General features: G+C 67.4%; 17 protein-coding genes. 14 read left to right on the top strand and 3 right to left on the bottom strand.

From position 1 onward, the window contains the following. Positions 1–108: 108 nt before the first annotated feature. The 5 genes from ACN28C_RS09240 to ACN28C_RS09260 all read left to right on the top strand — a co-directional run bounded on the left by ACN28C_RS09240 (position 109) and on the right by ACN28C_RS09260 (position 3,193). Complete coding sequence (locus ACN28C_RS09240) at positions 109–639, top strand: helix-turn-helix domain-containing protein (protein ID WP_422773109.1); 531 nt, start codon at positions 109–111, stop codon at positions 637–639. Positions 640–809: 170 nt separating this feature from the next. Further along, positions 810–1,082 carry a hypothetical protein gene (locus ACN28C_RS09245; protein WP_422773110.1) on the top strand — a complete coding sequence of 91 codons (273 nt, stop codon included), beginning with the start codon at positions 810–812 and terminating at the stop codon, positions 1,080–1,082. Between the two features lie 365 nt (positions 1,083–1,447). Continuing rightward, entirely contained in the window at positions 1,448–1,627 is a 180-nt protein-coding gene (locus ACN28C_RS09250) for a hypothetical protein (RefSeq protein ID WP_422773111.1), read from the top strand. Positions 1,628–1,967: 340 nt separating this feature from the next. After that, the gene (locus tag ACN28C_RS09255; protein WP_422773112.1) at positions 1,968–2,723 is read left to right on the top strand and encodes an XRE family transcriptional regulator; all 756 of its coding nucleotides are present in this window, start codon (positions 1,968–1,970) and stop codon (positions 2,721–2,723) included. Between the two features lie 2 nt (positions 2,724–2,725). Beyond that, positions 2,726–3,193, top strand: coding sequence for an NUDIX domain-containing protein (locus ACN28C_RS09260; protein WP_422773113.1), 468 nt, complete (start codon positions 2,726–2,728; stop codon positions 3,191–3,193). Positions 3,194–3,253: 60 nt separating this feature from the next. Here ACN28C_RS09260 and ACN28C_RS09265 read toward each other — a convergent pair whose 3' ends face one another. Next, the gene (locus ACN28C_RS09265) at positions 3,254–3,943 is read right to left on the bottom strand and encodes an HAD family hydrolase (RefSeq protein ID WP_422773114.1); all 690 of its coding nucleotides are present in this window, start codon (positions 3,941–3,943) and stop codon (positions 3,254–3,256) included. Then, positions 3,940–4,782 carry a GntR family transcriptional regulator gene (locus tag ACN28C_RS09270; protein ID WP_422773115.1) on the bottom strand — a complete coding sequence of 281 codons (843 nt, stop codon included), beginning with the start codon at positions 4,780–4,782 and terminating at the stop codon, positions 3,940–3,942. The genes ACN28C_RS09265 and ACN28C_RS09270 overlap by 4 nt, the downstream gene beginning before the upstream one ends. Positions 4,783–4,921: 139 nt before the next feature. Between ACN28C_RS09270 and ACN28C_RS09275 the strand changes: the two genes are divergently transcribed. The 9 genes from ACN28C_RS09275 to ACN28C_RS09315 all read left to right on the top strand — a co-directional run bounded on the left by ACN28C_RS09275 (position 4,922) and on the right by ACN28C_RS09315 (position 13,002). Then, entirely contained in the window at positions 4,922–5,323 is a 402-nt protein-coding gene (locus tag ACN28C_RS09275) for a transcriptional regulator (RefSeq protein ID WP_422773116.1), read from the top strand. Between the two features lie 298 nt (positions 5,324–5,621). Then, positions 5,622–7,220, top strand: coding sequence for an FtsK/SpoIIIE domain-containing protein (locus ACN28C_RS09280; protein WP_422773117.1), 1,599 nt, complete (start codon positions 5,622–5,624; stop codon positions 7,218–7,220). After that, on the top strand, positions 7,217–7,468 hold the full coding sequence (locus ACN28C_RS09285; protein WP_422773118.1) for a hypothetical protein: 252 nt from the start codon (positions 7,217–7,219) through the stop codon (positions 7,466–7,468). The genes ACN28C_RS09280 and ACN28C_RS09285 overlap by 4 nt, the downstream gene beginning before the upstream one ends. 47 nt (positions 7,469–7,515) lie before the next feature. After that, positions 7,516–7,665 (top strand): hypothetical protein, encoded by a 150-nt coding sequence (locus ACN28C_RS09290; protein ID WP_422773119.1) that lies wholly within the window; start codon positions 7,516–7,518, stop codon positions 7,663–7,665. Positions 7,666–7,694: 29 nt separating this feature from the next. Next, positions 7,695–8,213, top strand: a complete 519-nt coding sequence (locus tag ACN28C_RS09295) for a DUF2637 domain-containing protein (protein WP_422773120.1) — start codon at positions 7,695–7,697, stop codon at positions 8,211–8,213. After that, positions 8,210–9,967: a replication initiator gene (locus ACN28C_RS09300; RefSeq protein ID WP_422773121.1), complete on the top strand. Its 1,758-nt coding sequence runs from the start codon at positions 8,210–8,212 to the stop codon at positions 9,965–9,967. Before ACN28C_RS09295 ends, ACN28C_RS09300 begins: the two co-directional genes overlap by 4 nt. Further along, positions 9,964–10,152 (top strand): helix-turn-helix transcriptional regulator, encoded by a 189-nt coding sequence (locus tag ACN28C_RS09305; protein WP_422773122.1) that lies wholly within the window; start codon positions 9,964–9,966, stop codon positions 10,150–10,152. Before ACN28C_RS09300 ends, ACN28C_RS09305 begins: the two co-directional genes overlap by 4 nt. After that, positions 10,149–11,585, top strand: a complete 1,437-nt coding sequence (locus ACN28C_RS09310) for a tyrosine-type recombinase/integrase (protein ID WP_422773123.1) — start codon at positions 10,149–10,151, stop codon at positions 11,583–11,585. The genes ACN28C_RS09305 and ACN28C_RS09310 overlap by 4 nt, the downstream gene beginning before the upstream one ends. A gap of 133 nt (positions 11,586–11,718) precedes the next feature. Next, a complete protein-coding gene (locus ACN28C_RS09315; RefSeq protein WP_422773124.1) occupies positions 11,719–13,002 on the top strand; it encodes a pentapeptide repeat-containing protein in 1,284 nt (427 codons plus the stop codon). A gap of 346 nt (positions 13,003–13,348) precedes the next feature. On the opposite strand, the gene ACN28C_RS09320 is transcribed toward ACN28C_RS09315, so the two are convergent. Then, positions 13,349–14,155 (bottom strand): HEAT repeat domain-containing protein, encoded by an 807-nt coding sequence (locus ACN28C_RS09320; protein ID WP_422773125.1) that lies wholly within the window; start codon positions 14,153–14,155, stop codon positions 13,349–13,351. Positions 14,156–14,211: the final 56 nt, after the last annotated feature.

A 14,211-nucleotide genomic window follows, 5' to 3' on the forward strand; every position in this document is an offset into this window, starting at 1 on the left:
GGTCGTTGATGAGTATTATCGGTAACACCGATGCCCGACGTGGGGTATGCCTTGGCGACGGCGGAGGGAGTGGCGATGCCTAGGTTCGGTCGACGTAGGACCCTGTCCATGGACTCCACCCAGATCCAGCATCCGAGCGGCAGCGAGCTCGAAGATCCTGACTTCCGAGCTGCATGGGAGGATCAAGAGCTTCGAGACTCCTTGATCCTTCTCTTCTATCGTCTGCGGAAGGAGCGAGGTTGGTCCCAGGCGGAGGTTGCTCGGCGCCTAGAAACCACTCAGTCGGCGGTATCTGAATTTGAGAAGAGTATTAGCGAACCGCGGCTGCCCACATTGCAGCGCTGGGCGCGGGCATTTGGTTACAAATTGGATATTCAGCTTAAGGAGGGCCCTCTATCTCTATCCGGCTCCTGGGTTGAAAGGACTCTTTCTTATGAAACTGTCCTCGGCGATATTAAAGTTAACAACGAGATCGTCGATGAGTGGGTTTGTCCGTCCGGAGTTGATGCTACAGGACAGGCGATTTCGGTCCCATCGGGGAATGTGACGGTAGGAAACATTCACTATCGCGATCCAGGCGATCAAGCCGGCTACATGCAGCGGTTGACCAGCGAGCTTGTTGCGACAGGGACTAAATGACCCGCCCTAATGTCGAGCTGAGGCGCATGTCGGATCGCGTGTCTAGCCTCGTTTCGTTAGTAGATCTGCGCCTACGCGACATACAGGCAAAACTGTTAGGTGCTCTCAGTAGTCCACCCCTAACCCCAACCGTATCAGTCGAGCCTAATGTTGGCCGTGCTGGGGATTACGTGCTTTATGACTTCATCTACACCTTCTCGGCTAAGGATCGTACTGGGCAGGCGATATTTGAAGCGAATTTTGCGCTCAATCTAGTCTTTAGATTAGGGCAGCCAGACGAACTTTCTGCAGATGAGCTCAACGCATTTGGAAGTCTGGGGGTCGTCGAGATTGCTCATCCTTATGTCCGAGAGCTAGTTCACAATCTTACTTTTCGTATGGGGCTACCCGCCTTTATCATCGATGTGGCGCCGCCCATCGTTGGCAGAAAAGGCAAGTCCTAGGCTCAGCGACGAAGTGCGCCCGCTTGCCGTCGACCCACCGGATGCCGGATGGCTGCGGGGATCAGCCGGTCACCGGCCCACCGTGATGGATCAACAGTTCCAGGTTGAGGCGCCCGACGGGCCTGCGGTAATCACGCGAGACGCGCCGGACATCAGGAGCCTCGCAGAGTGAGTTCCGCAGCGGTCGCCGTGCGTCTTGGCGCGGATGCGACCCCTTTCGGTCAGCATCGCCGACGTAGAAAAGATTCGACAGTGAAAAGTTGAGAAGGACCGGCTCTTCAAGTCGGGCGGCATTCGCCGGAATGGGAGTGGTAGAGGGGACAGCGGGTTCCGTTGGGAAGTGGCCGATCACAGATGACACGATAGTGGTTGACCTGGTCGCCTTCGTATGTGACGGTGCTTTCGCCTCGGTCGAAGTCGGGGAGAAACAGGAAGATGTCGGCGACCAATCCCGCTCTTTCGAAGGCTGCGCCTACGTCTGCGGCCCGGAAGGGTATGTGAAGGACGAACCGTTCTTCCGGCTCGGCCGGCTCCGTCACCCATGATGGATGTTGGCTTGCCCCCGGGGTGATCGAGTTTCGGGGTGGCCACTCTCTGGGGCGTCGGCGTCCGGACACGTCCCGTTCTCCTATCGGTCCCGAAGTCGGGGCGCGGGCTAGAGGGTGATGACCCGCACCCCGACCGTTGGTGTCGTACTCACCTACCCTCGCGGCCATGGCGGCGAGCACGGAGACAGGGACAATTTCGTACGACGGTGTGTAGTCAACGGCTGGTGGCGGGTACGGCGCATCCGCCCTAGTGGACTGTCGGTCGACGTCTGGGGGCGTTGGGAAACGTCCTGTGACGGGCTTGAAACGTCCGGTGGAGGAAACGTCCAATAGAGAGATGAATGAACGTCTGCGGACGGTGATGGTTCGTCGTGGGGTGCGTGTTGAGGACCTGGCCGATGAGTGCGGTGTAGATCCGAAGACGGTGGAGCGGTGGATCAGTCTGGGTCGGGTTCCGCATCGGCGGCATCGGTGGGCGACGGCGCGGCGGTTGGGTGCGGAAGAGGCGTACCTGTGGCCGGCTGTGCTCGCGTCGGTCGCTGGTAAGCGTGAGGAAGCCAGCCGCGCGGAATTGATCGAGGTTTTCCCGGATCGGGCGTCGGTGCCGCGTGAGACGTGGCTACGGCTGCTCACTGAGGCCCAGGAGCGCATCGACGTGTTGGTGTTCTCCGGGACGTTCTTCGCGCAGACGCAGCCTCGGGTGGCGCGCATGCTCGCTGAGCGGCTGTCGGCCGGGGTGCAGGTCCGGTTGTGCTTCGGCGACCCGGCGAGCGAGGCGGTAGCGGTTCGGGACCGGGAGGAGGGGCTTGGCGGCACGCTGGCGGCGAAGATCCGGGCGTCGTTGACGTACTACCGGGAGCTGGCCGGCGTGGAGGGGTGTGAGGTTCGGCTTCATCCGACGACGCTGTACGCGAGTCTGTTCCGGTACGACGACGAGATCCTGACGAACCCGCATGCGTATGGTGAGCCGGCGTCGGCGAATCCGACGTTCCATCTCCGTAAGGTCGACGGTGGCGGGCTGTTCGAGCACTACGCGGCCAGCTTCGACCGGGTGTGGGCTACGGCGGTGCCGTGGCTGGGGACGGAGGTCTGAGGATGGGTCGTGTCGAGCACTGGAACGATCCGGACGCGCCGAAGGCGAACACGCTCGTTCCTGCCTGCGGGGTGTTGGCGGTCGACGACCAGGGCGCGATCCTGCTGCAACGGCGGCGCGACACCGACCAGTGGGCGTTGCCGATGGGCAAGATGGAGATCGGCGAGACTCCGTCAGAGTGCGCGGTCCGGGAAACTCTGGAAGAGACCGGAGTCGAGGTCGAGGTGATTGGCATCGTTGGCGTCTACTCCGACCCGGGGCACATCGTGGCGTACTCCGATGGTGAGGTCCGGCAGGAATACGAGGTGACGTTGCTGGCCCGGCCGGTGGGTGGTGCTCCGGCGGCGAACGACGAGGCGAGTGACGTTGCCTGGTTCCTGCCGGACGAGCTGGCGGAGCTGGACATCCATCCGACGATGCGGCGGCAGATCGCGGACTACCTCGCGGGTCGGGTGCCGCACGTCGACTGAGGCACGAGAAACGCCCCGGGAATGATCGTCCGGGGCGCTCGTGTGCGGGGGTGGATGCTGCTACAGCTCGTCGACGGCGAAGGCGGCTACCAGGTCGGCCATGCTGTCGATGACCGCGTCCGCTGCGGCGAGCCGTTCGCGTTTGCCGGGCTTGTTGGCGTACCCGATGGCGGCGACTCCGGCGGCGTGAGCGGCTTCGATGTCGCTGGCCGAGTCGCCGACCAGGACGCAATCCCGTGGGTCGGCGTGCAGCTCGCGGACGGCGTCCAGGACCGGTGCCGGGTTCGGCTTCATCCGGTCGGGGTTGGCGTGGGCGCGGCCGATGACCGGGTGTACGTAGCTGGTGAGCCGGCGACCGGTCAGGTAGGCGTGGACGGCGTCGGCGGAGTTGTTCGAAACCACGGCGACCCGGCGGCCGGTCTGGTGTGCGGCGACGATGACCTCCCGGCCGTACGGGGTCGGTTCGGCGGTACGGGCCGCGGTGACCTCTTCGCGGGTCAGCGCCTCGTCGACCTGGCGGACGACGGCGGGCCGTCCGAGTGTGGCGGTGAATCGCAGGACGGCCAGCGGATCGGGCTCGTGCAGGATCTCGGCGGGCAGCGTCACGCCCTGGTCGACGAGCAGGCGGCGCAGCTCGTGGGCGACGGTCGACGCGGGGCGCTGGGCGAAGATGTTGCACACCGGTCCGTCGAAGTCGAGCAGGATGACGCGGGCGCGGTCCACGACGGCGGCGAGGTCGGCGCGGCTCACGAGGCGTACTCGCGGGCGATCGTGGTCCACATGCTGTCGAACCAGGCGCGGGCCTGCTCGACGTAGAGGGCGTCATTGGAGGAGTCTTCATCGCTCGGGGTGAACGGGAACAGGATCGCGTCCTTGCCCATCGCGTCGTAGATCGCCATCGGCTTGCCGTCGACCATCACCGTGTGCTCGACCACGGGGTAGAAGCCGAAGAATGCTTCCTGCTCGTTGATGATGAACAGCTTGAACAGCGGGGCTGCCTTGTGGACCCGTACCTCTGCGGTGGCGGTCTTGACCAGGCCCAGGTCTGCGAGTTCCTGTACGGCGTCGGTCACGGCGTGGATCGACCGGTCGGTGATCCGGCGGGCGCGGTCGCGGATGGCGGGGTCGTCGGCCTGGTCCTCGGCGCGGCAGGGGATCGCCATCGGTGCGGTCATGTCGGAGATCAGCACCCGTAGCCGGATCGACTCCGGGGTGAGCCGGCCGATGCGTACCTTGTCCAGGGTTTCCTGAATCGCGTTGTAGAGCGTCTCTCCGGAGAAGCCGGCGAAGTCGATCGTGACGTTCGTGGCCTCGAAGGCACGTTCGACGTGCGGCCGTAGTCCGACCGGGCGCTCGGTGTTGGCGCGGACGAAGGTGCCGCTGCCCTGCCGGGTGACGATCAGCCGTTCCTCTTGCAGCTTCCGAAGCGCTGCCTTGATCGTCTCGCGGGCGACGCTGAACCGCTCGACGAGGTCGTGTTGGGACGGCAGTTTCTCGCCGGGGGCGAACCTGCCGGTCTTGATCTCGGCGCGGAGTACGGCGGCGATCTGCTGCGACGGTGTGCGCGGGTCATCAGGGTCAAGACTCATGGCCGGACACTACCGCTGACTAGCCAAGCTAGGAAAGTTCTCCAACTGTCGTTGACATGACTAGCCAAGCCGACCTACCTTTGATCCACACAACCTGGCTAGTCAAGCCAGCCAGGGCAACGGGTGGAGGTATTGGGCGATGGCTCTGCGTGGCGGTACGAGGTTCGCCGTGCGTTGTGAGGACGTGTTCCCGGCGGGGTGCGCGTTGGTGCCCGAGTCGCTGGGTGAGGTGGAGGACTACGACGAGAAGACGGGCCGGCGGTCTCCGGCGAAGGACAAGCTGACTGGTCAGCGGGTGTGGCAGGTCCGGGTGATGGACCTCGACCCGGAACTCGGGAAGCGGTCGCGGGAGACGACGGTCAAGATCTCGGCCGACTACCAGCCGGTCCCTCCGACCGGTGCGCCGTTCGAGGCGGTGGAGTTCGAGGGGATGACGGTCACGCCGTACGTGGCGAGCAATGGCCGGATGGCGTACTCCCTGCGGGCTACCGCGTTGCGTGCCCCGGCCGGTGTGGCCGGCAAGCAGAAGGCGGCTGCGTAGCCGCTTCAAGCGTGGGCGGGGCTGTCTGATCTTGGCGGAACGGCAGCCCCGCCCCTCTCTGTCTTCCCCCTGCTCGTGACGAGAGAGGTAGCGACGTGTCCAAGCGTAGGCGTCCGGCTGGCCAGAACCGGCCCCGGTGCAACGTGTGTCAGTCCCGATTCGACCCCGCCACCGGCGGTGAGGGCCAGTGCGGTAGCTGTGCGAATCAGCTCGTCCTTCCGCTGCCTCCGGTGCGTGACGCATCGGGCCGGTTCGTGTCCCTGCGGGGTGCCAAGTGATCGGGCGGCCTCGCGGTGAAGTGGTGACAACCTCGGCCGGTGACCTCCTGATCGCCCGGCCAAAGCGGTTCGAACTGCCGGTCTGGGCGGTGCTGCTCGGCCTGCTGCTGCGCTGGTCTTGGCGGGCGGCCTGGTGGTGCCTGCGTCACCCGGTCGCCACCGGCACGGCGACCCTGACTGTCTGGCTCTACGTCGAGTACGGCTGGCCCGGCCTGGTGGTGCCGGCGGTCCTGCTGTCGGCGGCGTCGGCGGTGTGGCGGTGGCGGCACGAGTCGTCGTGGTGGACCTGGTTGGCGGGTCCGCTGCTGGGCTCGTTCCGGCGGGTGTTCGTCTACCGCCGGGTCTGGCGTGAGGCGATGACCCTGTGCGGGCTGTCCGCGAAATACGACCATCGGACCGTCCTGCCGGAACTGCTGGCCGTCCGCTCAGATCCGGCGCTCGACGTGCTGACCATCCGGATGGTCCGGGGCCAGACACCGGAGGAGTTCCAGGCGGTCACGGCAAACCTGGCGTACGCCTTCGGCCGGCGGCATGCCCGCGTCTACTCCGAGCGTCCCGACGATCCGCCGATCCGTACCGGCCGGGCCGGGTGGCTGCTGCGGGCGGTCGACCGGGTCCGCTTCCGGGACCGTCCGACGGTCGTCTACCTGGCCCTGGTACGAACCGACGCGCTGCGTACCGTCGTCCCACCCTTCCCGGTCCCGACGGTGCCGGACTTCACCGCGCTTCCGCTGGCTCGGCGGGAAGACCTGCGTACCTGGTCGCTTCACCTGCTGGCGACACACGTCCTGGTCGGCGGCGCGACCCGGCGCGGCAAGGGCTCCGTCCTCTGGTCCCTGGTCCGGGCACTCGGCGGCGGAGTCGCCTCCGGCCTGGTGCGGCTGTGGGTCATCGACCCCAAGGGCGGGATGGAGTTCGCCATCGGCCGGCCGATGTTCGCCCGGTTCGCATGCAAGTCCTTCGAAGCGATGGCGGACCTGCTCGACGAGGCCGTAGCGGTACTGCGGGAACGTCAAGCCCGGCTGGCCGGCGTCGTCCGGGTACACACCCCGACAGAAGCCGACCCCCTGGTCGTAGTCGTCATCGACGAGATGGCCGCGCTCACGGCGTACCTGCAAGACGCCGACCTGCGCAAACGGATCGCGTCGTCGCTGGGCGTGCTGCTCTCCCAGGGGGCCGGCGTCGGGGTCCTGGTCGTCGCCGCGTTGCAGGACCCGCGCAAAGAGGTACTGCCGTTCCGGGACCTGTTCCCGACCCGGATCGCGCTCGGCCTGACCGAAGCGTCACAGGTCGACATGGTCCTCGGCGACGGTGCCCGCAACCGGGGTGCGCTCGCCGACCAGATGCCCCGATGGGCCAAGGGCGTCGGGTACGTGATCCTCGACGGCACCCCAGAACCGATGCGGGTCCGCTTCTCCTACGTCACCGACGACGACATCCGGACCATGGCCAGCCAGTACCCGGCACCGGTCGACGCGGCGGACATCCTCGCCCAGGTCGGCCGGGAAACCGCCACCGAACCGACCCGCGTGCCGCTGCCCCGACACCCATCCGGGCCGCTGCTGCCCGAATCGCTGCGGAACCTGCTCGACCGGGACAACGGCGGTGAACGCCGATGACCGCCCCGTCCGGACGACGGTTCTACCGGCTCCGCACCCCGGAACCCACCACGGCGGTATCCGTCCGGGTCGACCCCGACCGGCCCGACCCGTACCCGATCTATCTCGCCGTCGGTGCCGGCCGGCGCCGGATGTCCCTGACCCCCGACGAGGCGTGGGCGCTATGGCGCTGCCTCTCCGAAGCCGTCGCCTCCCTCGGTGACCCGCCCGACCACATCCGCACCGACGTTCGCCCGCACCGGAGGTAGCCGCCGTGAACCCCTTCACCCGACTCGCCAACAGACTCCGTCGGCCGATGCGCGTGCAGATCACCGGACCGGCTGACCAGGTCGCCGCCGCGTTGCACGGGATCGCGGAACTCGTCAAGCGCCGTGGCGACATGGTCGGTCCGCGCTTCCGTATCGACCTGACCATTCGGGAGAAGTCGAACGGAGGTCAGCAGTGACGCGCCACCGGGCCGAATCCGTCGCACGGGTGCTGATCCTGCTCGCCATCGGCGGGATGGCCGGCGCCGCCGCCTTCACCCATGTCCACGACCTCACCGTCGCGCACGGCCAACCCGACTGGATCGGCTGGGCCAACGCGGTAGCCGTCGAGCTGATGGCCATCTACCTCGGCCTGGAAATCCGCGCCCGGCGCCGCAACGGCCGACCCGTCGGCCTGGTCGGCGTGCTCCTGGTCGGGTTCGCGCTGCTGTCTCTGGCGGCCCAGGTGGCGGAAGCCGAACCGTCGGTGTGGGGATGGATCGTTGCCGCCGTTCCCTCACTGGCGTTCCTCGCCCTGGTCAAAGTCGTCCTGTCCAGCGCACCCGCCACCCCGGAAGCTGCTGACCCCGTGGCCGTCGAGCAGGTGACGGCCGTCAACGAGCAACCCGAGCCGACCAGTCATGTAGCCGTCCCTGTCGTCGCGTCCGAACCGGTCCCGTCGGCGGTCCGGCCTCCGCTGGGTGTGGTCCGTCCGGACCGGCCTCAGGTCGTCGGGATTGTGCGATGACCGCTCCGACGTTGCCCGGCCTCGCCCCGCCCGCCCCGGTCGTCGAGCCTCCCCGGCCGGGTTCCCGGGCGGCACGGATGGGCCTGCCCCGTGCAGTGGACGTGCTGCGGGACATCGCCACCGAGTACGGCGTCTGCATCCGCCCCCTGGCCATGCGCCGGACCGACCTCGCCACCGGGTTGACCGAGGTGATCGACCTACCGTGCGGCGCGACCCGGGAGGACAAGTGCCCGCCGTGCGCGAAGAAGAACCGCCGGCTGCGGCAGGCACAGATCCGGGAGGGCTGGCACCGCGACGACGAACCGCTACCCCCACCGGCACCCACGACCGAGGAGCAGAAGGCGCTGATCCTCCTGCGGGCTCACTTCGAGTTCGCCCGGGACGAAGCCTCCCGAGCCTCGGAAGCCGACCAGGTCGCCGACCTCGACGATGCGATCCGCGAGGTGGAGGAGGCCATCGCGGCGGAAGGGCTACGCGGGCGCGTCGGTCCGCCACATCACAGCGACGACGACCAGGGCGACGAGGACACCGGCCGGCGGCGGAAGCGTTCGACCCGGCGGCGGCAGGACGCACCCGAGCTGCCCCGGCGCAAGGTCGAACGGCGCACGGTCGGCAAGACTTACACCGCGCCGGACGGCTCGACCTACCGGCCGTCGATGTGGCTGACCCTCACCCTCGACTCCTACGGCCCGGTCCGTCCTGACGGCAGCCCGGTCAACCCCGGTCGGTACGACTACCAGCGGGCGGCCTGGGACGCAGTCCACTTTCCGCGACTCCTCGACCGGTTCTGGCAGAACCTCCGGCGCTGCGAGGGCTGGAACGTCCAATACGCCGGCTGCGTCGAGCCGCAACGGCGCCTCGCCCCTCACGCGCACTTCGCCATCCGGGGCACCATCCCCCGGGAGGTGCTGCGCACCGTGGCGGCGGCCACCTATCACCAGGTCTGGTGGCCCTCGACCGAGGTCCAGCGCTACACCCGCGACCATCCGCCCGTCTGGGACGAACAAGCGTCGGCATGGGTCGACCCGGCCACCGGGCAGCCGTTGGCCACCTGGACGGAAGCGCTCGACGCCATCGACCAGGACCCGGACGCCGAACCCGTCCATGTCGTCCGCTTCGGCGCCCAGGTTGACGCGCGCGGCGTCATGCCTGGCACCACCGACGCCGAACGCACCATCCGGTACGTCACGAAGTACATCACCAAGGCCACCGGCGACTGCCACAAGATCGCCACCGAGCGGCAGCAACGCCACCTCGACCGGCTCTGGCAGCAACTCCAGGTCACCCCCTGCACCGACCGTTGCGCGAACTGGCTGCTGTACGGCGTTCAGCCGAAGAAGGCGCACGCCAAGCTCAAGCCCGGACGGTGTCGGGGGAAGGTGCACCAGCGGGAAACCCTCGGCATCGGCGGCCGGCGCATCCTCATCTCCCGCGACTGGTCCGGCAAGACCCTCGCCGACCACAAACACGACGCCCGTGCCTGGGTGCGAGCACTCCTCGGCGTCACCACCGATCTAGCCAGCGTCGACGACGCCCAGGGCGAGGCGGCCGAACCGATCCGGCACGCCTGGGAACTCGCCCGGCCCGACGACGCGGACGTACCGCCGTTGGCGCACCGGCTCATGCGCTCCATCTCTGAGCGTGCCCGATGGCGCTCCGAACTGCTGGCCGCGAAGGATCGGGCTGCCCAGGGCGCCACGGTCGATCTTTCGGCAACCGACCACGCTAGGAACGTCCACGGGGAGGAACAGTGAAGGGCGACGAGTTGCTGACTGTGCCGGAGGTGCTGGCGGAACTGCGAGTTCCTCGGTCGACCTGGTACCACTGGCGGCAGGTCGGCAAGGCGCCTCGCGTGATCAAGCTTCCGAACGGGGAGCTTCGGATACGTCGTTCGGCCCTCGGCCAGTGGCTCGGCGATCTTGAGTGTGATGCCGCGTGAAGAGCTACGAGGTCCAGATTTGGGAGATCGGCAAGCGGGCGGATCGGAAGGCTCGGCCGTGGCGGGTCCGGTGGGCGGTCGGGGGCCGGCGGTTCGAGGACCTGTTCCGGACGAAGGCACTGGCGCACTCGTTCCGCGCCGAGCTGGTCCAGGCGGCCAACGCGGGGGAGCCCTTCGATCCGGCCACCGGCCGCCCGGTCTCCGAGGCAAGGACCAAGAACCCCACCACCTGGTACGCGCACAGCCGCGCGTACGTCGAGATGAAGTGGCCCCGGGCGGCGGCCAAGACCCGGCGCTCGATCGTCGAAGCGCTGACTACCATCACGGTGACCCTGACCCGGCCGACACGCCGGGGACGCCCGGATGACGCCCTGCTCCGTGAGGCGCTGTACCTCTACGGCCTCAATCCACGCCGCTGGTCCGAGGAGATTCCCACCGAACACGCGGCGGTGCTGGCTTGGCTGGAGACCGCGTCTCTCCGGGTCATCGAGCTGGACTCGCCCGCGATGGTGCGCCGGGTCCTCGACAGCCTCTGCGTACGCCTTGACGGCAAGCCCGCGGCTGCCTCCACCGTCCAGCGCAAGCGCGCCACCTTCTACAACGCCCTCGGGTACGCCGTTGAGCTGGACCTGATCGACTCCAACCCGGTCGACCGTGTCCAGTGGACCGCCCCGGAGGTCGCGCAGTCCATCGACCGCCGGGTGGTGGCGAGCCCGGCCCAGGTCGCCGCGCTGTTGGAGGCGGTCAGATCTCTCGGCAAACGCGCCGACAAGGTGACCGCTTTCCTCGGCTGCCTCTACTACGCGGGCATGCGCCCCTCCGAGGCCGCCGACCTCCGTCGTGACGACTGCGACTTGTCCTGCCGCTGCGCCGACTGCGGCGCCGACTTCGACGACCTGGCGGCCGTCAAGCCCTCAAAGGCCTGCGACCACCAGAAGATCGAATACCGTTGGGGCCGCCTGGTCCTCGCCGGCACCTCTCCGCGCGCCGGCTCTCACTGGACCGATGACGGTGGCTCCCACGAGCGGCGCGGCCTCAAGCACCGGGGGAGGGCCGAGACTCGTACCGTCCCGATCCCGCCCCGCCTCGTCGAGCTGCTCTGCGCCCACGTCGAGAATCACGGCATCGCCCCGGACGGTCGCTTCTTCCGGGGCCTGCACGGCGGCCCGCTCTCCGAATCGGTGTACGACCGCTGGTGGAAACTCGCCCGAGAGAAGGCGCTGACTGAATCGCAGGTCGCCTCGCCGCTGGCTCGCCGCCCGTACGACCTCCGCCACGCCGCAGCCTCGCTCTGGCTGAATGCCGGCGTCCCACCGACCGAGGTCGCTCGCCGCCTCGGCCACGGCGTCGCCGTCCTGCTCCGCGTCTACGCCAACTGCATCGACGGCGGCGACGACACCATGAACGACAAGATCGGCGACGCCCTCGGATGAAGCGGCCGATCAGCGCGGCGGTGGAAGTCTTGGGGCGATCCAGCCGAAGAGTGCGTGGGTCGCGCCTGCTGGCGGTAAACGTGCGTCTGTCTTGCTGACTGCTGAGGTGGACGGGTTGAGGTACAAGTTGGACATGAAGTTGCCCGCAGCAGACAAGCCGGCCCGATCTGGTGCCCATGTCGCGCCCAGCCCGGTCCTGCCTACCCAAGATCAGGTGCCGGCACTACGGCTCTCGGGCATCGGGTGGGCGATGGCTCTACCTGCTGTGAGTGCCTTGGTAGTCGCCTTCGGGCTATTCTTCGGCGCGCTTTGGTACGCGGACTGGCCAGACATTCAGCAGGATGGGAGCGTCAAGGTAACGACGCTTTTCGAATTGGTCAAACTTATATTTGCCGTTGTGGCGGGTGTTGGTGGCGTTGCGGCCTTGGTAGTCGCCTACCGCCGGCAGCGGGTCGCAGAGCACCAGAACGCGCTGGCGCATGCTGACGGCCGACGTGCTGAGAACGCCGACAAGCGGGCAAAGATCGAGACTGATCGTAACGGCGCCCGGCTGTTCAACGAACGTTTCACCAAGGCGTCCGAGCAGCTCGGGTCGGAGAAGGCAGCCGTCCGTCTGGCAGGCGTCTATGCTATGGCCGGCCTTGCTGATGACTGGCGGGAGGGCCGACAGACCTGCATTGACGTCCTCTGCGCCTACCTCCGCATGCCCTACATCCCAACCCCGGACGCCCCGGATGAAGCGCCGGCGCAGGCGGACGACCAGGTGCCGATCGTGGCCGTGGACCCGGTTCGAGCCGCTCGCGAAGAGCGGGAGGTGCGTCATACCGTCATCCGCCTCGTCGGCAGGCACTTACGCCTTAGCGAAGACGATGCAACCTCATGGCGTGGCTATGACTTTGACTTCACCGGCGCAGTCTTCGACGGCGGGAATTTCTCGGATGCAATGTTCGATGGTGGGCAGGTGTCTTTCGCGGAAGCGCTGTTCATCGGCGGGAATGTGTCTTTCGTCGGGGCGAGGTTCACTGGCGGCTGGGTGTCCTTCGACAGGGCGATGTTTACTGGCGCGGAGGTGGACTTCGTCGGGGCGCTGTTCAGCGGCGGGCGGGTGTCTTTCGTTAGGGCTGTGTTCAGCGGCGGTGCGGTGTCCTTCGACGGGGCGCAGGTCACTGGGGGACGGGTGCACTTTGGCAAGGCTGTGTTCAGTGGCGGTGCGGTGTCCTTCGACGGGGCGGAGTTCAGCGGCGGAGCGGTGCACTTTGCTAGGGCCGTGTTCAGTGGCGGAGCGGTATCCTTCAACAGTTCGGTGTTCGGTGGCGGGCTGGTGTCCCTCCAAGGGGCAGCGTTCCAAACCCCGCCCACGTTCGACGACTGGCCCGGCGGGCATCCTCCGGGCCGTCTGATCCTGCCAGGAGCGTGATGTCGGTGGGCGTGGGCAGATGGTGGGCGGCATGTCGGACAGCGTCGGCCTGGCAGTGAGAACCGCCAGATCAGAGCAGCTGACCGAGGCAAGATCGCCGACGCCCTGTAAATCCGTCGCGAAAGCTACAGAGGTTCGAATCCTCTACCCGCCACACGGTGCGAAATCAGCCCCTGACCTGCGACAAACAGGTGAGGGGCTGATCTTGTTGTGGTCCCGGCCTGTACAGCCGAGTCCGACTCTCCACGGCGACAGGTAAAGCTCGGCACCCGAGCCCAACTTTTGTCCGGTCCCGGCCGATGCTTGACACTCGCGTCCCACCAGACGCTTGACATGATCCCGGAAGCTAGGCGGTACGTTCTGACGCCGGGTGCCGATCGCGCATTCGGTGCAGCGTCTTCAGGCCCCTCTTCGCGGCCGTGCTGACGTGAGCACCGGTGGCGGTGGTGGCGTGGTCGCGGGCCGCCAGCCGGGTGAGTACGGGCTCGGCCCGGTCATCGCCCGTGGCCCCGAGGGCTCTGGCCGCCCAGTATCGAATTTCGGGATCCTCGTGCGCGGTGGCCTCCACGAGCCGCTGGCAGACTCTCGGGCCGAGCTGGGCCAGCGCCGAGGCCAGATGGCCGGCGCGGCGGTAGCGCCGGACCAGAAAGGCTGCCCAGAGCGTGTCGACCGCATCGTCGGTGCCGACATTGGCCAACGCCTTGCTGGCTGCGGCGCGGACGAACTCAGCCGGGTCGTCCAATCGGCGTGTCAGGGCATCGATTGCGGCGCTGCTGGCGATGCGGCCGAGAGCGTCGCAGGCGCTCTCGCGGACCAGTCCTTCCGGATGCTCCAGTAGTTGAATCAGCAGCGGCTCGGCGGCATGTATCCCCAGCCGCCCACATGCGGTAGCAGCCCACATCTGGCAGCCGTAGTCCGCGTCAGCCAGCGCCGCGAACAGCGACTCGGCCAACCGCTCATCGCCGAACGCCCACACCTGGTTCAGTGCCCGGCCGTAGATCTCGGAATCGAAGTCGCGGTAGTTCATCACGATCTCGCGAAGCAACTGCCGCGCTTCTTCGTCGTCGTGGCTGGCGCGCGAGAGCAATCCGTCCAGAGCTTCGACCCGCCCGGCCCGGTTCGAGGCGGTGAGCTGAGCGCGGATCGCGAGCACGGCGGCAGTCTACGGCGGCCGACTTCCGTCGCCAAGGTCAACTGTCGAGCATCGCC

This window comes from Plantactinospora sp. WMMC1484 (assembly GCF_049315195.1).
Lineage (GTDB): Bacteria > Actinomycetota > Actinomycetes > Mycobacteriales > Micromonosporaceae > Plantactinospora.

Excerpts from the sequence above, each read along its gene's own strand:
- ACN28C_RS09315 (WP_422773124.1), top strand. The coding sequence starts at position 11,719 with ATGAAGTTGCCCGCAGCAGACAAGCCGGCCCGATCTGGTGCCCATGTC.
- ACN28C_RS09290 (WP_422773119.1), top strand. The coding sequence starts at position 7,516 with ATGCGCGTGCAGATCACCGGACCGGCTGACCAGGTCGCCGCCGCGTTG.
- ACN28C_RS09285 (WP_422773118.1), top strand. The coding sequence starts at position 7,217 with ATGACCGCCCCGTCCGGACGACGGTTCTACCGGCTCCGCACCCCGGAA.
- ACN28C_RS09240 (WP_422773109.1), top strand. The coding sequence starts at position 109 with ATGGACTCCACCCAGATCCAGCATCCGAGCGGCAGCGAGCTCGAAGAT.
- ACN28C_RS09300 (WP_422773121.1), top strand. The coding sequence starts at position 8,210 with ATGACCGCTCCGACGTTGCCCGGCCTCGCCCCGCCCGCCCCGGTCGTC.
- ACN28C_RS09270 (WP_422773115.1), bottom strand. The coding sequence starts at position 4,782 with ATGAGTCTTGACCCTGATGACCCGCGCACACCGTCGCAGCAGATCGCC.
- ACN28C_RS09260 (WP_422773113.1), top strand. The coding sequence starts at position 2,726 with ATGGGTCGTGTCGAGCACTGGAACGATCCGGACGCGCCGAAGGCGAAC.
- ACN28C_RS09275 (WP_422773116.1), top strand. The coding sequence starts at position 4,922 with ATGGCTCTGCGTGGCGGTACGAGGTTCGCCGTGCGTTGTGAGGACGTG.
- ACN28C_RS09255 (WP_422773112.1), top strand. The coding sequence starts at position 1,968 with ATGAATGAACGTCTGCGGACGGTGATGGTTCGTCGTGGGGTGCGTGTT.